11 protein-coding genes are annotated in these 19,365 nt (G+C 56.9%); 6 read left to right on the top strand and 5 right to left on the bottom strand.

Annotation, left to right across the window (positions count from 1 at the left end):
- Window positions 1-2,171: 2,171 nt before the first annotated feature.
- The 3 genes from panB (at window position 2,172) to DCG74_RS33080 (ending at window position 7,696) form a co-directional block, all read left to right on the top strand.
- A complete protein-coding gene (gene panB, locus DCG74_RS33090) occupies window positions 2,172-3,044 on the top strand; it encodes a 3-methyl-2-oxobutanoate hydroxymethyltransferase (protein ID WP_172787773.1) in 873 nt (290 codons plus the stop codon).
- Window positions 3,045-3,057: 13 nt separating this feature from the next.
- Complete coding sequence (gene panC / locus DCG74_RS33085; RefSeq protein WP_172787772.1) at window positions 3,058-3,924, top strand: pantoate--beta-alanine ligase; 867 nt, start codon at window positions 3,058-3,060, stop codon at window positions 3,922-3,924.
- 673 nt (window positions 3,925-4,597) lie between these two features.
- Window positions 4,598-7,696, top strand: coding sequence for an efflux RND transporter permease subunit (locus tag DCG74_RS33080; RefSeq protein ID WP_172787771.1), 3,099 nt, complete (start codon window positions 4,598-4,600; stop codon window positions 7,694-7,696).
- A gap of 309 nt (window positions 7,697-8,005) precedes the next feature.
- Here DCG74_RS33080 and DCG74_RS33075 read toward each other — a convergent pair whose 3' ends face one another.
- Entirely contained in the window at window positions 8,006-9,004 is a 999-nt protein-coding gene (locus DCG74_RS33075; protein ID WP_271501821.1) for a GDP-L-fucose synthase, read from the bottom strand.
- Window positions 8,985-10,070 carry a GDP-mannose 4,6-dehydratase gene (gene gmd / locus DCG74_RS33070; protein ID WP_172787770.1) on the bottom strand — a complete coding sequence of 362 codons (1,086 nt, stop codon included), beginning with the start codon at window positions 10,068-10,070 and terminating at the stop codon, window positions 8,985-8,987. Before gmd ends, DCG74_RS33075 begins: the two co-directional genes overlap by 20 nt.
- A gap of 1,214 nt (window positions 10,071-11,284) precedes the next feature.
- Between gmd and glmS the strand changes: the two genes are divergently transcribed.
- The 3 genes from glmS to DCG74_RS33055 all read left to right on the top strand — a co-directional run bounded on the left by glmS (window position 11,285) and on the right by DCG74_RS33055 (window position 14,600).
- Window positions 11,285-13,111 (top strand): glutamine--fructose-6-phosphate transaminase (isomerizing), encoded by a 1,827-nt coding sequence (gene glmS, locus DCG74_RS33065; RefSeq protein ID WP_172787769.1) that lies wholly within the window; start codon window positions 11,285-11,287, stop codon window positions 13,109-13,111.
- 284 nt (window positions 13,112-13,395) lie between these two features.
- On the top strand, window positions 13,396-13,632 hold the full coding sequence (locus DCG74_RS33060) for a hypothetical protein (protein ID WP_172787768.1): 237 nt from the start codon (window positions 13,396-13,398) through the stop codon (window positions 13,630-13,632).
- 143 nt (window positions 13,633-13,775) lie between these two features.
- On the top strand, window positions 13,776-14,600 hold the full coding sequence (locus DCG74_RS33055; protein ID WP_172787767.1) for an Effector protein NopP: 825 nt from the start codon (window positions 13,776-13,778) through the stop codon (window positions 14,598-14,600).
- 842 nt (window positions 14,601-15,442) lie between these two features.
- Here DCG74_RS33055 and DCG74_RS33050 read toward each other — a convergent pair.
- The 3 genes from DCG74_RS33050 to DCG74_RS33040 form a co-directional block, all read right to left on the bottom strand.
- Window positions 15,443-15,829, bottom strand: coding sequence for a response regulator transcription factor (locus DCG74_RS33050; RefSeq protein ID WP_246708936.1), 387 nt, complete (start codon window positions 15,827-15,829; stop codon window positions 15,443-15,445).
- An 86-nt stretch (window positions 15,830-15,915) separates the two neighbouring features.
- Window positions 15,916-16,599: a response regulator transcription factor gene (locus DCG74_RS33045; RefSeq protein WP_172787765.1), complete on the bottom strand. Its 684-nt coding sequence runs from the start codon at window positions 16,597-16,599 to the stop codon at window positions 15,916-15,918.
- Window positions 16,596-19,268, bottom strand: coding sequence for a PAS domain S-box protein (locus tag DCG74_RS33040; protein WP_172787764.1), 2,673 nt, complete (start codon window positions 19,266-19,268; stop codon window positions 16,596-16,598). Before DCG74_RS33040 ends, DCG74_RS33045 begins: the two co-directional genes overlap by 4 nt.
- Between the last annotated feature and the right edge of the window lie 97 nt (window positions 19,269-19,365).

Below are 19,365 nucleotides of genomic sequence, written 5' to 3'. Positions count from 1 at the left end.
AGAGTGCTTTGGCTTAGTCCGGTGCGCTGTTGTCTTGATGCAATTGTGTCCGCCACGTGTGGCAACGACGACGCCCGCAGCGTCGTCGATTCTTCAACGCGGTACTTCCTGTCGCGGCTTTCAAGGTCTCGGATAATCTTCTCATTCTATCACGCTTCGTCTGGACTTGCCCTGCCAACATTCTTGCGCCTCTCATGTGCGTTCGGCCTGACATTGTCTTTTATGCACTGTTTTCTATCTACGCCCACGTGTCTGGTCATGCTGGTGTCTCCAATCGCTTTAAGGCAAAGGCCCAGTTTAGAGGGGCGACGATGAGATGGGGCCGACCTATTTTGGTAGGTGCCCTTCATTACTTCTCGCAGATATAACTTAGTCACCCTTGAGAATTTGAGCCTCATGGGAGCAAAGGTGGCCAGCCCCAGTCCTTGTGACCGGGTTGGCCGCCAGCGCTTGCGACACCATGCCCAAGGCAGCTACAGGCCAAAAATGCATATATTGGAGCGGCATATCACCACCCTGCGGTCGCAAGCGCTTGCGGTGCTTGTAGCCAAGCAGGTCCGTGCCTCCGATCAGTCTCTAGGACTATCAGATCGCAAGGTTGCCACATTGAACATGGACGAAGTCCAGGCAATGCTAACCATACTCGATTGCATGAAACCCAACCTGCGGCCGAAGGAAGCACGGCAGATCGCTGCGCGCATACGCGCGCTTTTAGAGGGGGCGCATGAGTGTCAGCCGGTTCGGGTAGCATGTCTGTGAGCCCCCTAGTGTGAGCTCTCGGTAGGTTGTCCAACAGGTCGTGAACGAGGAAGCTGGAGTTAGCGAAGCTTTAGCCCACTCCTGGAGAATTGATAGGCACGCATAAGGATGCGGCTCTGACGCCGAGAGATCGGGAAGCCATGGTCCCGAGCGTGAGAGCCTGACAAAGGCCAACCGCGCTGCAATTCGGGCCAAGTCCGTCGCCAAGTGGGTCAAGCGTTCCGCAAGGGCAGGTGTCAATAGCGTGATCGCTCTACAAGGTTTCTTTGAACGCCGAGCCAAACTCTGCCTGCCACATGCGCCGAAGTCGGAGTGCGACGACCGCGCTATGCCGATTGCGCAGCTTGATCCGGCCGAACCGGTGCGGCGCTATGAACGTGAGCATCCCGTGAGCTGACACATCGATATCAAAAAGCTGGGCAAGTATAACTGTGCCGGCCGGTTGAAAGAGCAGCCTGCGGGTACGCGGCGAAGAACCTGGCCAGGACTATGTCGACATCTGAATCGAGGATGCCTCAATACCTCCAGCAAGGCGATGAAGAGCGATCGTCAGGGCTGCGCCGCGGCCGTCCTCAAGGCGAGGACGCCACAAGCGTCGGCGTCAAGACCAGCAAGTCAGGACCGACAACGGACCCCGCTACGAACCTTTGCTTCCCGCTAAAGCGGGCGAACGCCTCGGCCTCGAGTAAATCGGCACCAAGTTCTATTGGGGCTCTTTAGCGACCGAGATCTGCTGCTGCGGTGCTTGGAAATGCGATCTTTGTCAGGCCGCAGTATTGCGCACCTTGGCGGACCTCAAGGCATTCTACACTGCGCATCGTCGATCCAGCCCGTGAGCTGCTCTAGAGCAGACCGGATCGCTTGCCTACAGAGGCAGCCGGTAGGCGAATCGGCGGAAGCCGACGCACGCCTGCATTACTAACAGACAAGCGAAGAAAGTCTCGCGGCGATGATGGCGCAACCAAAAGGATTTTCATCCATTCCCGGGCCATTTTTGAGCCGTCGATTTCTTTTTCTCTTGTGCAAGTTGACAATTTTCTTCCCCGCTCCCTAGGAAGTACCGTTTGCGCGGAAGGCTGAATTTCTTCAAACGAGAACAGTATACGCCGCGAAGCATGAGACGGAGGCAATCTTCATTACCACGGCTCCATCAGCCCTCGATCCACCCCCTTATCTCGCAGCGGCCCTCCACCAAGGAGTTCGTAAACATCCGCAACAAGAACTCCGGGACGCAGTCAGTTAAGCTAAAGCCGAAGAGGTTCACCTGCGTTTCGCAGCAACTAGACTGCTGATCACCCGACATATTCGATCATCTCGTCGCTGTGGATAGCTATGACTTCGGAGTCGTTGACGAGTTAACCGAAGTTCAAGCTTTGCCACATTCGCACCTGCAAAATCGAGCTGAGGTCCAAATGAGCCACGTTTCGGAGAAGTCGACCGATCGCATCACAATTCCCATGCTGCAGCGGTGGAAGCAGGACGGTCGGCGTCTCGTCATGACGACTGCCTACGACGCGGTTGCGGCGCGTATCGCGGATCCGTCCGTCGACATCATTCTTGTCGGTGACAGTGTGGGTAACGTTTGCCTTGGATTCGAAAATACGCTTCCAGTGAGCGTTGCGATGATGAACCATCATCTGGATGCGGTGGTACGTAGCAAGCCTCGTGCTTTACTCGTCGCCGATATGCCGTTTCTAAGCTTCCACGTCAGCGTCGAGGAAACGATACGCAATGCTGGCGGATTCCTGCAGCGAGGCGCAGCTGCAGTGAAACTCGAGGGCGGTGGCAAGAGAATCGAGATAGTACGGGCGCTCGTCGATTGCGACATTCCTGTGATGGGTCATCTCGGTCTTATGCCTCAGAGCGTCAACGTGATGGGCGGCTTCAAAGTGCAGGGTCGGAAAGCGGATGAAGCGTTGCGTTTGCTCGATGATGCTCACCTTCTGCAGGAGGCCGGCTGTTTCGCCTTGGTCTTGGAGGGCATTCCGGCCGAGCTTGCTGCTCGAGCGACCAAGTCCTTGACAATACCGACAATCGGGATCGGCGCCGGCCCGGACTGTTCAGGCCAGGTGCTCGTGTTTCACGACGTACTGGGCCTCACTGGAGGTCATCGCCCCAAATTCGTTCGCGCCTATGCAGAAGGCTTTCAGCATTTGCATGATGCGCTCTCGCGCTGGGCCGCGGATGTCCGCGGTGGTGCATTCCCGGGACCGCAAGAGTCCTATAGGCTTCCCGAAGACGTCGGAGAGTCAATTGCCACCTGGGCGCCGTCCAACCCAACTTGATATAGAGCTACACATGCAAACAATCACGACGGTCGCTGAACTTCGCCGTACTCTCGCTAAATCCCGCGGCGCCAATCGACGGGTCGGATTGGTGCCGACAATGGGCTATCTTCACGATGGCCACATGGCGCTGATCGCAGCGAGCCAGGCGCAATGCGACCTCACGGTCGTCAGCATCTTCGTCAACCCCACTCAGTTCGGACCAAACGAGGATCTCAGCAGCTATCCGCGCGACTTTCTACGTGATGAGGAACTGTGCCGTGATGGCGGTGTTGCGATCCTCTTCGCGCCGGATACACAGGAAGTTTATAGGAGCCATTTCGAAACCTTCGTTGAACCGGGCGACCTCGCCAAACCTCTGTGCGGAGTCTTCAGGCCTGGGCATTTTCGCGGTGTGGCGACCGTCATATGCAAGTTGTTCAACATGGTGCAGCCCGATGTCGTATTTTTTGGGCAGAAGGATTTTCAGCAATGCGCAGTCGTGCGTCGCATGGTGATTGATCTCAATCTCCCGATCGAGATGGTCACTGTACCAACCGTTCGCGAACGCGATGGGCTCGCAATGAGCAGCCGCAACCGCTATCTCAGCAAAGAAGAGCGTCAGCGGGCCCTTGCGATCAACCGGGGACTATCCGCCGCGCTCGACGAATTTCGCTCGGGAGAGCGCAACGTAGAAATGCTGATTGCGGTCGCCAAGGGGCATTTAGAGGCAGTTGACAGATTGCAGTATCTTGAACTTGTCGACGGTGACACGCTCAAAACCGCCGATAGTCCACTGCGGCGCCCCGCGGCGCTTTGTGCGGCAGCCTACGTTGGCTCAACGCGTCTGATCGACAACGTCTTACTGGGTTGCCAACTCGGTAGCGAAATGCGTAGCTAAACCGCGCGCAGCATATTGAGTGGCAAGAAATGCTCAAAGCACCTCCGAAAGGCGCGTCGAGCTGGCAGCGAAGGGCCAACTCCAACGCGACTTTGTTTAGCGACTTAGCGAGGATAGGTAGCCGGTGCGTATGGAATATTGTGGGACCTAAAACTTTGTGTCTGGCAACATCACCAGATTTGCTCTACGGCGATCAGCGATCAATTCGACAAACCTTCGTATAGTGCTCTATAGCTCAGGCTATATCACCCATTTACCTTTGTAGAGTTGAGCACCCGTCACGTCGCGTGTACTTTCGACGTCGAACCTCAATCATTGGTCTGCGGGTCAGTGCGAAACCTGAGCTGCTGCCTTGCTATAATTCGTTAAGCTCCAATCAGTCGTTACGACGAACATCTGGAGTCAGGACCTCCGGCTGAGAAGACAGGGGCTTTATAGCAGGCGCCGATCATCGAGATGGGGATTTAGCCATCAGAGCAGCGGAATAACATTCACTCGAGCGACGAACATGGAAGCGAAGGATAGTGCGTCCGCACCCGCGAGCACGTAAGCTCTTAGAGTAGCCAATAGCGCGTCCCTCGTACCGGGGGCTAGCACAGCCGCAGCATTGGTGATCATTGCCGCTTTATAAGTTGCGGCGAATCTGCATCCCACTCTTGATACATGAGTCGATATGGCATTTACCGAGCTTTTCATCAAACGTCCGGTATTGTCTATCGTCGTCAGTTCCTTGATTTTGCTGATCGGCTTGCGCGCGGCCACCGTACTGCCGATCCGGCAATATCCCAAGCTATCTAATACGGTCGTCAATATCACGACGTCCTATCCTGGCGCTTCTGCCGACATGATCCAGGGGTTCATCACCTCTCCCCTGGAGCAGGCTGTCGCGTCCGCCGAGGGGGTTGACTACATTAGTTCCTCGTCTGTGCTTGGTACTTCGACCATCAAAGTCTACATAAAGCTCAATTTTGATCCCAACGAAGCGCTCACGGAGGTGCTCTCCAAGGTCAACTCAGTCAAATACCTGATCCCAAAGGAATCAAGCGATCCAGTTGTTACGAAGTCGACGGGGCAGAAGACTGCTGTCATGTACATCGCCTTCTCCAGCGAGGAACTGGCGGCAAGTGCGATCTCCGACTATCTCTCACGCGTTGTGCAACCGGTTATCTCAACGGTCGACGGCGTTGCAGCGGCAGACATTCTGGGCGGCCAGAATTTTGCGATGCGGCTATGGCTCGATAGTGCGAAAATGGCTGGCTACGGCGTGTCGCCGGCTGAGGTTTCGGCTGCAATCGCCGCTAACAACTTCCAGGCCGCGGCGGGGCAGACCAAGGGCTATTTCACTATCTTCGATGTCACGGCAAACACGGATCTGCGGAGTGTCGAAGATTTCAAGCGCATGATCGTGAAGGCCAATGACGGTGGCTTTGTGCGCGTGGAGGACATTGCGGTAGTGGAGCTTGCCGCGCAGACTGCTGACGTTAGTGTCGCGATGAATGGCGAGCACGCGGTCTTTGTCGGCGTGCAGGCGAGCCCGCAAGGAAATCCTCTAAACATAGCGCGAGGCGTTCGAGGGCTGTTTCCAGAAATCGAGCGTAACCTGCCGCCGTCATTGAGAATGAAAGTAGCCTACGACTCCACCAAATTTATTCAATCATCGATCGATGAAGTTGAGAAGACGCTCATTGAGGCCGTCGTGGTCGTTGTGGTCGTGATCTTCCTGTTCCTGGCCTCGCTGCGCTCGGTCATCATTCCTGTTGTCACTATTCCGTTGTCGCTCGTGGGTGTCTGCAGCATGATGCTCGTGCTGGGGTTTTCATTCAATCTCTTGACCCTCCTTGCAATGGTACTCGCTATCGGTCTCGTAGTCGACGACGCGATAGTGGTGGTAGAGAACATTCACCGCCACTTAGAAGAAGGTGCAACGCCGCGAAGGGCTGCCACAGCGGGAGCGCGCGAGATCGTCGGCCCCATTGTCTCGATGACGATTACTTTGGCTGCGGTGTATGCCCCAATCGGATTTCTGGGCGGCCTCACCGGTGCGCTGTTCCGCGAGTTCGCGTTTACGCTAGCTGGAGCGGTGATCGTCTCGGGCGTGATCGCTTTGACGCTATCGCCGATGATGTGCTCGCTCCTCCTGAAGCGCGACGAGGGGGGACGGTTTGCACGATTTGTGAACCGTGGGTTCGCCGCCATGACACAGTGGTACGGCCGCAAGCTCGACCGCTCGCTTGACTATCGACCGGTTACGGGCCTGTTTGCGCTAACCATGCTTGGCCTCGTCGGCTTTCTCTATATGCACACTTCCAAAGAACTCGCCCCCGAGGAGGATCAAGGGATCGTATTCGCTTTAACGAAGGCGCCGAAATACGCCAACATCGACTACCTCGACTATTACGGCACCAGGCTCGAAAACGCGTTCCAGAAATTTCCAGAGACTGACTTGAGCTTCGTGCTCAATGGCGTTAGCGGCCAGCAGAGTGGCCTCGCGGGCATGCTGCTCAAGCCCTTGGACGAGCGCAAGCGATCATCGATTGTACTAAAGTCCCTCGTCCAGGCCGAGCTGTCAAAAATCGAAGGCATCAACGCGTTTGCCTTTAGCTTGCCTCCGCTTCCGGGCGGTTCGGACGGGCTACCAGTGCAGATGGTGATCAATTCGACCCTCGGCTTCCAATCCATCTATGAGCAGATGTCAAAGCTGAAGGATGCGGCGCGTAAGAGCGGCCTGTTCATGGTGAGCGACTCCGACCTGGAGTTCAATCAGCCGGTGGTACGAATCAAGGTCGATCGATCCAAGGCTAACGAGCTTGGCATAACCATGCAGACCATCGGGAATGCGCTTGCCACATTACTGGGGGGAAACTATGTGAACCGCTTCAATTTGCAGGGCCGCTCATACCAGGTGATCCCGCAGGTTCCCCGAGGGGAACGTCTGGTGCCGCAAGCAATCGGGAGCTATTACGTAAAGAACGCGACAGGCTCAATGCTTCCACTGTCTACCGTAGTCTCCATCGAGACCGCCACCGATCCGAACGCGCTCACCCACTACAACCAGCTCAATTGCGCGACTTTTCAGGCAGTGCCGATGCCCGGCGTCACGATCGAACAGGCTGTGGATTTCCTGGAAGCCGAGGCGAAGAAACTACCGGCAGGATTCAGCCACGACTTCCTGGCCGACGCGCGCCAGTATGTGCAAGAGGGTAATCAACTGGCCATTACATTTGCATTTGCACTCATCATCATATTCTTGGTGCTTTCGGCTCAGTTCGAAAGTCTGCGCGACCCGCTCATCATTATGATCAGCGTGCCGATGGCAATTGTCGGCGCGTTGATTCCGCCGTTCTTTGGCTGGGCGACCATGAACATCTACACCCAGGTTGGACTGTTGACACTTGTCGGGTTGATTTCTAAGCACGGCATCCTGATGGTTGAGTTCGCCAATGAGCTGCAGCTCAAGGAGAGATTTGACCGTCGCTCGGCTATAGAGATGGCGGCGCGCGTCCGATTGCGCCCAATATTGATGACCACGGCGGCGATGGTCACGGGCTTCATCCCCTTGTTGACTGCAACGGGAGCTGGAGCGGCGAGCCGCTTCTCGATCGGGCTCGTCCTCGCCGCCGGCATGTCTGTCGGCACTCTGATCACGCTGTTCGTTCTCCCAGCCCTCTACGTGGCGATCGCGTCCGATCACCGTGACGACGCGAGCGCCGACCACGCGAACCTAGCCGAGCTCGACTTCACCGGCACTGCTGATGCCGAGATGGCTAGGTAATGACATCAAATAGATGTGGGTTTGCTCCGTGGTGCGCGCGAAGGAGCCTAGGACCGCTTCAAGTTACTGGGGCGTCGAGACTTCGCGCACTTGGCGCCGAGCTGGGCGCCTCATCTGCTCGGAGAAGAATACTTCGGTGGTCCGCTGGTGGCTGCTAGGCGAAGCGGCGCCGGATATTCACGGCATCGGAACCAAGCTCGACCCACCGGAGGGCGGCAAAAGACAGTTGGTGCTCTCTTGATAAAAAGGTGGATTTACCAATCATCGTGAATGGCTCGGCCCGCCATTCGGATCGTTGGTGGGGTTGCTCTAATCCGTGATGCAGGCGTCCTTTTCGAGAACAAGCCGATCACTCTTGTGCCCTCGATCGCTCTCAATGCGAAACGCCCGGTATGCCAGCTGAATGCCCTCCTTGAGCGAGGTGGTGGCGCGCCAGCCGAGCCCGGATAGCCGACTGACGTCGAGCAGCTTGCGCGGCGTTCCGTCGGGGCGCGACGTGTCGAAGCTGATCTCACCGCGAAAGCCGACGGCGGCCGCAACCATGAGTGATAACTCGGCGATGCTGATGTCCTCGCCGGTGCCGATATTGACCGGTTCTGGCGAGGAGTAGGTCTTCATCAAATGGATGCAGGCGTCGGCGAGATCGTCGACGTAGAGAAATTCGCGGCGCGGCTTGCCGGTACCCCACACCACGACGTTGCTTCCGCCCGCAATCTTGGTCTCGTGGAAGCGGCGGATCAGCGCGGCCATGACGTGGCTGTATTCGCGGTGATAATTGTCGCCAGGCCCGTATAGATTGGTCGGCATCACGCTAATGAAATCGGCGCCGTACTGCCTGCGATACGCCTCGGCCATCTTGATGCCCGCGATCTTGGCGATTGCATAGGGCTCGTTGGTCGGCTCCAGCGGGCCGGTCAGCATCGAGTCCTCTCGCAGTGGCTGCGGCGCCAGGCGTGGATAGATGCAGGAGGAGCCGAAGAACATCAGCTTCTCGCATCTGTTGGCATGGGCAGCCTGGATCACGTTGCTCGATATTGCGAGGTTGTCGTGGAGAAACTCGGCGCGCAGGGTGTTGTTGGCGACTATACCGCCGACTTTGGCTGCGGCGAGGAACACGGCCTGCGGCCTCTTCGCTGCAAACCAGGCAGTCACCGCGGCTTGGTCACGCAGGTCAACCTCGCTTCGTGACACCGTCAAGAGATCGACCTGCTCGCGTGCCAGTCGGCGCATCAGAGCCGCGCCGACCATGCCGCGATGGCCGCCGACGAAAACGGTCTTGCCTTTCAGCTCAAACGCCGCGATTGCCATTTGCTGCGTCCTGTCTGGCTTGGACGAGATCGCTGGCGACCATTTCCTTCACCATTTGCGAGAACGACGTTTTCGGCGCCCAGCCGAGTTTTTCGCGCGCCTTGCTGGCGTTCCCGATCAGAAGATCGACTTCGGTTGGACGGAAATAGGTGGGATCGACCTGTACCAGGGTCTTGCCAGAAGCCTTATCAACGCCGACCTCCTCGACGCCCTTGCCACGCCATACGATGCAGCGCCCGACCTCGGCAAACGCCAGCTCGACGAACTCGCGGACAGACCGCGTCTGGCCGGTCGCAAGCACGAAGTCGCCGGGCTCGTCCACCTGCAGGATCCTGTGCATGCCTTCGACGTAGTCGCGGGCATGGCCCCAGTCGCGCTTGGCGTCGAGATTTCCGAGATAGAGCTTGTCCTCGAGGCCGACCTCGATGCCGGCGACGGCGCGGGTGATTTTTCGAGTGACGAAAGTCTCGCCGCGGGTAGGACTCTCATGATTGAACAGGATGCCGTTGCTCGCGAACATACCATAGGCCTCACGGTAGTTCACCGTGATCCAGTAGCCATACAGCTTGGCGACGCCATAGGGCGAACGCGGATAAAATGGCGTGGTTTCCGTCTGTGGCACCTCTTGCACGAGGCCGTAAAGCTCGGAGGTCGAGGCTTGGTAGAAGCGCGTCTCCTTTTCCATGCCGAGAATGCGGATAGCTTCCAACAGGCGCAGCACACCGATCGCGTCGGCATTGGCGGTGTATTCCGGGCTCTCGAAACTGACCTGGACGTGGCTCTGTGCGGCCAGATTGTAGATTTCGGTCGGCCGAATCTGCTGCACTAGCCGGATCAGGTTGGGCGAATCGGTCATGTCTCCATAGTGCATTAAGAACGGCACATCGGCGGCATGCGGGTCCTTGTAAAGATGATCGACGCGCGCGGTGTTGAAGGAGGACGACCGGCGCTTGACCCCATGCACGGTGTAACCGAGACCGAGCAAATGCTGGGCGAGATATGCGCCATCTTGCCCGGTGACACCAGTAATCATCGCGACGCGCCGGTTTGAATTGTGAGCCACCATGATGTCTCGCTTACTTGCGCCGAAAGAGTTCGCTATGAAAAGCCATTGCGTAGTCGCTTCCCGAAAATCGAGATGCGCACGCGCGCGCCAATCTCACTAAAGGAGCGCGATCGTTAGCCCCTGTCATACACCTCATGAAGGAATACAACACCATATACGTTGATTTATAGATGGACCTGCCAACACATTGAACTTAAGGGGATGAAACTCAGGCGACGTCGCAACGGCGATGATCCTAGGCAGGTGAGATGAATTGTAAGCGCCGGTACGCCCGCTCGGGCGCGCTTTCCGGCTGGCTATATTTCCAATGAGACAGATGGCGTCCATCTGTGAGGCTTATCTGTCCTCACCCGCATGTATGCATCCGCGCGCTCTCAGGGAGGCGCAGAGGAGCGGCGGGTTGCGGCTTCCGAATAGGAGACCCAGTCTTAACGGTCGGCATAACAACTATAGTCCCCGCCGGTCCCAAATAGCTGGTTTGCAGCAGGCGATGCACAGCCGACGTAAAACAAAATGAGAAGGACTGGCAAACGTTGGTATAGACCGTCGAACGTTTCGATAACGAAAGTTTACGTTAGTACAATGGAGCTTCGACGCCGATCCTCTAATCTTGACTGAACGTAAGTTGCCTCAGTCCCAGTATGACAAGTCTCTTGAGCCCGCGCCTGAAATTCGTTCTCAGGAGAACTAGACAATTCAAGCTAGAGCCGCCGCGCAGGTATATCACCAGCAGACCATGTAGAGGATGTGGGCAGTGTCTGAGGCGAGCCGAGACAAAACGTGACCGCTCTCTCGACTCGATCCTGAGACGCATAGACTCAGTTGTTGCGCATCAACTTCATCGCGGGGGGCGGTGTCGCTGCTCCTTGTTTTGGAAACTTAGAAGGGGGGTCGTGAGATACTCATTAGTTCGGGTGAGTCTGTTTGTGCCGAGCTGGATGTCGGCGCGCAGGCGCAACTGCACGTTCGGCTCTCGTCGAGGCGGTCACGGCGTTGGCGACACCATCGCAGCATCTATTCGACTAGCTAGCTAAAGGAAGAAATGAAGCGGATGGCTGGAAAAAGATCTAAATCACGCGGGCGAATGCAGATGCGATAAAGGCGCCCGCGGAAGATTCGAACTTGAACCCCGTTGTTGTCGGGCAAGCGAGTTCTATCACGGGCTCCTATAGCGCGGACGCCAGACTCCTCGAAGTTGGGCTGCATGGATTGATATGTGTGGAATTATTGGCATTTTGGGACGTGGTCCGGTCGTTGAGAAGCTGGTCGCGTCGCTCAGGCGACTGGAATATCGTGGCTACGACTCAGCGGGTCTCGCGACTCTCGAAGGTCTCCGTATCGAGCGCCGCCGCGCTCAAGGTAAGCTGAGAAACCTTGAGGAGCAGTTGCGCTATAGTGCCCCTGTAGGTCAAAGCGGCATCGGTCACACCCGCTGGGCGACTCATGGAAAGCCGACCGAGAGCAATGCTCATCCGCATGCGACGGAAAATGTCGCGGTCGTTCATAATGGGATCATTGAGAATTTCCGCGAACTCCGAGCTGAGCTGGAACGAAATGGAGCCGAGTTTTACTCAGAGACGGACACCGAGGTTGTGGTGCATCTCGTCGAGTTCTACCTCAAAAACGGCTACTCACCGCAGGATGCGGTGCAGGCGTCGTTGCCGCGCTTGCGCGGTGCCTTCGCGTTGGCATTCCTTTTCAAGGACCACGACGATCTTTTAATCGGTGCGTGCAAGGGGTCGCCTCTTGCGATCGGACATGGTAACGGCGAAGTGTATCTAGGATCTGATGCGATCGCGCTCGCGCCTCTGACCAATACCATTACCTATCTTGAGGACGGTGACTGGGCCGTGCTTACGCGCGCGACGTGCGCGATCTATGGTGCAGACGGCTGTGTCGTCCGACGGGAAACATCAAAGTTTGCTGTGTCGTCTCTCCTTGCGGAAAAGGCTAATTATCGCCACTTCATGGCTAAAGAAATCCACGAGCAGCCGACAGTGGTCGCGCAGACATTGGCGCATTATCTCGATGAGGCGGCCAAGCGGGTAGCGCTGCCGCTCGCATTCCCCTTCGACTTCAATTCCATTCAGCGCATTTCAATTACTGCGTGCGGTACCGCAAGCTACGCCGGGCACATCGCCAAATACTGGTTCGAACGGCTGGGGCGCTTGTCTGTGGAGATAGATGTAGCCTCTGAGTTTCGATATCGGGAGGCGCCTCTGCGCCGGGGCGATCTCGCGATCGTCATCTCGCAATCGGGCGAGACGGCCGACACACTAGCTGCGTTGCGATACGCCAAGGGCCAGGGCCTGCATACGATATCTGTAGTTAATGTCCCGACGTCGACGATTGCGCGCGAGAGCGAATCCGTTCTGCCGACGCTGGCTGGGCCGGAGATCGGCGTCGCTTCCACCAAGGCATTTATCTGCCAGCTGATGGTACTGGCGGTGCTTGCCATCGCAGCAGGGAGAGAGCGAGGTAAGCTGTCTGAAATCGATGAATCGAAGCTCGTGCAAGAGCTCATCGAAGTGCCGCGGTTGGTCGCTGCGGCCTTGTTAGTCGAGCCGCAAATTGAGAAGCTCGCGCGCTATATCGCCCGCGCGAGGGCGGCACTCTACCTCGGTCGTGGCACATCGGCTCCGCTGGCGTTGGAGGGCGCGCTCAAGCTGAAGGAAATTTCGTATATCCACTCAGAAGGTTACGCCGCCGGCGAGCTTAAGCACGGGCCGATCGCACTGGTCGATGAGGCTATGCCTGTGGTGGTGATCGCGCCTTACGATGGCGTTTTCGAGAAGACCATTTCGAACATGCAAGAAGTGGCGGCTCGCGGCGGCAAGATCATCCTGATCACCGATGCGAAGGGCGCTTCGGAAGCGACGGTGGACACGCTCGTGACCATCGTTCTGCCAACAATGGTCGCAAGCTTTACGCCGATGGTCTATGCTATTCCGGTCCAGCTCTTGGCTTACCATACCGGCCTCATAAGCGGCGCGGACGTGGATCAGCCGCGCAATCTCGCGAAATCCGTCACTGTGGAATGAGACTGCAGTGTTGCTATCGAGGCGTCAGGTTTCGGCGCCGACGCGTTCGGTTTGCGGCTCCTTTCCTCGGTTGGTGGGTCATGGATCTCGACAAGTTCCCAATCCGGAGTCGCTGGTAGCTGCCGTGGGGTCTCGCAACCTCGAGCGATGCTACCGTCAGCCCGCCTCAGTGTAGTAGGTTCGGCCACCCTATAGGCGGCTTTGGGTGCCTGTCGGCCTGCAAGGTGCTGGCGAAGCCGTTCAGGAGCCATTTGCAATCCGCCACAGGAGCCAAGAGTTCCACCTTGATTGGCCTGATGATGCTCCAAACCGTATGCTGGGATTGGACGGGTCGCGATGCTGCCGTCATGAAGCGCGCGCTCTACAATGCGCTTCTGCCCAGTATCGCGATCGATGCAAAGGATCCAATTGGCATCGGCAGTGAATCGTGGATCGACCGTTCCAACGGAGGAGGATCCTCGCACTGCTCGCTTCTCATTCAACCTAGTGAATCAATGCGCAAGCGCGCCACGTTCCACTAGAAGCAGGCCCTGCGTCAGCTAACGTGAGGGCGGCCGGCAGCATCACGTCAGATTTTCGTAAGCCTGAGTCCCTATCTGCGCCGCAGGGCCTAGCAAGCCTGAACCAGACGTGGAAATTCATGCCCGACCGGAGCACCAATTGCATGTATAATCGGATCAATGGCTCGTCCTATTTCACATCCTCTCCCCTTGACGAGACTGATGAGCAAAATGACGCAGACAGTTTCGCGGATGCGTTTCGGCAGCTGCGTTTAGCCCCGTCAAACTCCAGCGGCACTTCGTCTTCGACAACACGGCCCTATTGGCTTGATTCAAGCCCGCCTATCGTAGAGCTCGATAAGCGGTCGTTCAGAATGGCGGCACAGGGCTATCACAGCGACGAAATCAGGAAAATCGCCGATAACCCACATGAATATTCGGACTTCGTCTCTCGGAAAGCGGCACGAACTGCAGAGCTTGCACAGAAATATGGAACAGCTTCAGATTCTGATAACGCGCGATACTTCAGCTATCAATTAGGAAGCGAGAGTGTCGGCCTTCTACGAATGGAAGGGGGCGACAGCATGACGAATTTCGAGGTCGAAAACTGGCAGGAGCTGTTTCCCGGCCGATCTGGGACGACTGCTACTGTAGATCTTCAGGTCGTTCATCCGCTTGTCGAGAACGCTGGCGATATTCTGCTGGAGCATCAACTTGGAATCGCCGGTGAGCGGCCACTGCTAAATTTGCGTCCGGCGAATCCGGAGGCAAGAGCCCGTGCTGCAAAGATGGGGTTCGTGGAGGTTGACGCCGATAACATGGTCCTAGACCCAGCGAGGTCAGACAAGTGGGTGAGGAATGGCGAGGGCAAGTGGCAGCGAGAAGGCACCGCTTCGCGGTATCTTCGCAAAGCTGACGACAGCCAAGATCGTAAAATCGAGATGCCAGCGAGTGCTCCAACATACGATTATGAAGATGATTTCATGTGACCATGGAATCACCGGGCATTAGGCCCCTGGTGATCTAGCCTGCTCCGCACTTCCGTGCGGCGGGCGGCGGTTAGCCAGAGTACCGTGCTTAGCTCAGAATGCTCTCTCCTCAATTCTCCTTGGCTGAGCAGTTGCTGATTGTTCGCGCCTGCGAAATTAGGGGCCTATTGAATAAGCCTATTGCTGAGAATGCCCGCCTGCGGCGACGACCTGTTCTGCCCCCCGCCAACCGGGGGGCGGGACGGGTGGCGCCGAGCACGTTGGACGGGCTTGAACCACAAGTCTTCTGCAGTTGAAGCTTGCGAAGAAATAATGGCGTGGACGCCGGACGAGAGTCGGTCGCAACAATGTACAGCGAAGCGGCTGCCCAATGGACGACCCGGGCCCGCTCGACGTAAGGATCTGGTGAGCACGAGGATCGTGCAGAACACTCTCACCAGAGAAGCGGTGCGTAAGACATGAGGGGCTACAAGCGAAGCTCCATTCTCGTCGTCACCGGGTAGGGCTGAGCATAGCCAATCTCGTGCGTGCCGGGCGCACGCGGGCAACTCCGCTCTGCAATGGAATAGATAACCTCGCTCCAGATGGAGCTAAGAAGTGCTTAGGCGCAACGACGGCTCTGTATTACCATGAGCGTAGGCGTGGAATGAGCCGGTGCCAGCGTCTCTCGCAGGATAGTCTGTTCTGCAGCCGCCCAAATCCGTAAAGCCTGGAGGCGCAAGAAATTGCTGGCCGTAGCATATTTGGAGTAAGCCGGGGTTCGAACTGAGAACGTTGCCAGCCGACTTGATTGTTGCCCACGAGCTTTTAGATCGGACATCAACTCAAGCTGCAGGTTGGAATCAGATACCGCCTCGGGCGCTATATGCCTTCAGTGCGTTGTCGAGGCACTTAAGTAACTCTTGTCCGCCAAATGGTTTGGCGAGGAAGCCAATTGCGCCCGCCTCCAGGGCTGACGTGCGCACTCGCTCGCTGGGGAACGCTGTAATGAAAATGAATGGTGCTTCGTAGCCACGCGTCCGCATTTGCGCCAGCAGCTCCAGCCCGCTCATGGCCGACATCTGCACATCGGTAATGACACAGGATATCTCGTTCAACTGCGGCGACCGCAGGAGCGCCTCGGCCGACGCAAATATCTGCACGACGTAGCCACGCGATTTCAAGAGGTTCCCTGTCGCCGCACGGACTGAGGCGTCGTCGTCAACGACGGAAATCAAAGGCGTGGGCAAGATGAGCTCTCCTGACGCAGGAACAGTGGCTGCCAAAGTGTTAGCCACCTTCGGCGAAAATGGGCTGGAGAGATGAAACTGTAAAATCATACTTGCGTTTGTTCAGGATGATTTGCACGAAGTCCCAGCGTCTCGCTCATCCTGATCAGCTCGGCCAGCGACCGGGCACGCATCTTTTTCATGACGTGACCCCGGTAGATCTTGACGGTGATTTCGGCAAGCCCAAGTTCGGCGGCTACCTGCTTGTTCATCAGGCCGGCCGTGACCAGTTTCATCACCGCCTGCTCTCGCGGGCTTAAGGTCCCAAATAGAGACTGCAAGTTCGTGACGGTTCGCTGAGTTTCCCGCCTCTTGCGATCGCGTTCGGTCGCCGCAACCACGGCATCGAGCAATTCCTGATCGCGGAACGGCTTGCTGAGAAAATCGACCGCACCTCCCTTCATGGCCCTGACGGTCATGGGAATGTCGCCATGACCGGTGATGAAAATGATCGGGATGTGTATGTTCAGCCTGGCCAGCTCGGTCTGGTAGTCAAGGCCGCTGAGGCCTGGCAGCCGGACATCAAGAACTAAACAGCTTGTGACGTCGGGAATTGTGCTCTGCAGCATTTCCCGGGCCGATCCGAACGCAACGACCTCCAATCCTACCTGGCGGAAAAGGTTAGTAAGCGAGCGGCGCACCGAGATGTCATCCTCAACGACAAAGACGATCGCCTTCGTCGAGGCCTCGGCATTGCTCCCCTCACTTGGCGAGTCAAACGGTCCTGTCACTGGAGGGCCTCCTTATGCACTGGCAAGAAAAACTGAAAGGTCGCGCCCGGTTCATCTTTATGAAGAAGCGATAGCCTCCCTCCGTGAGCTTCCACGATAGATCGGCAGATCGAAAGTCCCATTCCAAGGCCACTCGACTTGGTGGTGAAGAAGGGGTCCAACACGTGGTCAGCGTCCTTCTCAGCGATCCCGACGCCGCAATCGGCCACGGCAAGCTGCACGCGCCCCAGATCGTCCTTGGATGATTGAATCAGAAGTTCGCGCGGCCGGTCTGTAATTGCGTCCATCGCCTCGATTCCGTTCATTACCAGATTGATGATCACCTGTTGTAGCTGAATTCGGTCCCCGAGGATCCTAGGCAGAACGGCCGTTAACTCGGTTCGCAACGTCACCCGGTGGCTCACCAGCTCTCGTGTTACCAGCGCGACGACGTCCCTGACGACATCATTAATGTCGAGCGGCACCATCTCAATCTCGCCTTTCTTCGCGAGTGCGCGAACACTACGGATCACCTCGCTTGCACGGATCGCGTCTTCGATGATCCATTCCACTGAAGCGCGCGCTTCGGCAAGATCAGGAGTTTCGCGAGCCATCCATCCGAGGCACGCATCGGCGTTGGTGAGAATAGCGGCGAGTGGCTGGTTTATCTCGTGGGCGATGGAGGTTGTCAGTTCTCCTAACGTCGTTACACGCGTCACATGGGCAAGCTCCGCCTGTGCCTTTCGCAGGTCTTGTTCGGTCTGATCGGCGCGAATAATGGCTGTGATGTCAGTGCTGACGCCACGGTAGCCCAGAAAATTACCGTTTCCGTCGAAGAAAGGCTTGCCACTCGTGCGGACGTAGATCGGAGATCCCATCCGATTCACGGTACGGTAGACGAGATCCCGAAACGGCTGACGCGCCTGCAACGTCGCCCGATGTTGCCGCCACTTTTCGGGCTCCTCTTCGACGTCGCACGCAATCTCCCAGCGAGGCAGGTCCATCAATCCAGTGGCCAAAATTCCTGCAGTGCTGGTGTGCTCGGATAAGCGGGTCACCCGATGATCTGGACCGGTCTCCCAGAGCCAGTCGGAAGCTGTCTCGGCGTAGTCGCGAAAGCGCTGTTCGCTTTCGCGCAGCGCGACAAGCGTGTTTTCCAGGCGTTCCCTAGCTGCGTGTTGATCGGTGACATCCATATGTGTTCCGATCAGCTCGCTGACCTTACCATCACTAGCGGCGACAACATGCGCAACCGAGTGTATGCGCCTTGTCCTGCCATCTGGCAGAAGGATACGGAAATCATATTCGAACCGCTCCTGCTCCTTTTCTCTCGCCTGGCGCTGCACCTCCTGTAACCGTGGCAAGTCTTCCGGATGGATGCGCGAGCGAATGGTCTCTATCGATACCGGCTCTTGTGGGTCAAAGCCGAACAATCGGTCAACTTCCGCGGACCGATAAACGAAATCTAGCCCGTGGACGTCCCAGGACCAGCTGCCTGTGTGGGTGAGATGCTGGGCCTCGGCCAGATAGGCCTCGCTGCGTCGCAACTGCTGTTCTGCCCTCCTCGCTGCCGTAATATCGGTAGCTGCCCCAACAAACTCGATTTCACCAGAAGCGCTTCTCGTGAGCCGTGCCTTAGCACGGATGTGCTTCACAGAGCCGTCTGGTAGCAGCAATCGATACTCGTGCTCGAAACCGCTCAAGTCTCGCATCGCTCCATCGATAACTTCTTTAACCGAAGCCCTATCATCTGGGTGAGTGCGATCAACGACAAGCTGCGGCGAGGGGATCGTTTGAGGATCTAATTGGAAAATCCGAAATGTTTCCTTTGACCAGAATGCCTCGCCAGTGGTGGCGTTCCAGCTGAAGCTGCCTGTATGACTCAACTCCTGCGCTTGAGCCAAATGTGCTTCGCTCCGCTGCAGGGCGAGTTCGGTCCGCTTTCGCTCCGTGACATCTTCGCAGGCGATAAGGACAATGGGCCGGTCGTCCGCCCAAAGCATGGCTTTGGCGTTTTCACGTACCCACAACACGGAGCCGTCCTTCCTGACTTTCTGGACGTCCCACGTGCGCGATTGTCCAATATCCTCAAGGCACGCCCGAATGCAGTTGTGAACGAATGCGCGATCCTCCTCAAGAAATATGCCGAGCACGGAGTGGCCGATCAGATCTGCAGGAGCATAGCCGAGTTGTGTCGCGCCGAATGTATTGACGTTAAGGACAGTGCCGGCTTTATCGAGCATGAAGTACATGGCCGGATTGTGCTCGAAGATTGCTCGCCACCGTTTTTCACGATCCTCCAAATCCGCCGCGCTGCGCTGAAGCTTGACCGCAGCTACACGCGCAGCCTCTCTTTCCTGGCGGAGCTTTCCGATCAGGTACGTTCCTACAATGGAGACAAGAAAGAATGCGACAACCACTGGAAGATCGCGGGAGTCGTCGATTTGCAGGCTAAACGCCGGCGGCGCAAAGTAGTATGCGAGAGCAGCGATTGCCATGATGCAAAGCGCGGACGACGCGATGAAGCTGCCCATCAATGAAAATAGCAAGACTACTAACAAATAGGCGAACGCCGTCGCGGCGAAATGGGCATTGAGGTATACGCAACTTAATGTAACAGCGGCTAGCGTTATGCCGCCGAAGGTCAACTGAGGGGCTGAACGTTTAAGACTGCTTATCTGGATAGACATTTTGAGACCGTCCGGCCTGTCTCCGGCGGGAGAGCTATAGCATTTTAGGCAAAAATGGGGCAATCCTCGTCGCTTGGGTCGAGCGTGCCCGAGATTG

Origin of the sequence: Bradyrhizobium sp. WBAH42 (genome assembly GCF_024585265.1) — a bacterium.
In the GTDB taxonomy this organism is placed as follows: Bacteria; Pseudomonadota; Alphaproteobacteria; order Rhizobiales; family Xanthobacteraceae; genus Bradyrhizobium.
This window is presented reverse-complemented; position numbering and strand designations above follow the sequence as displayed.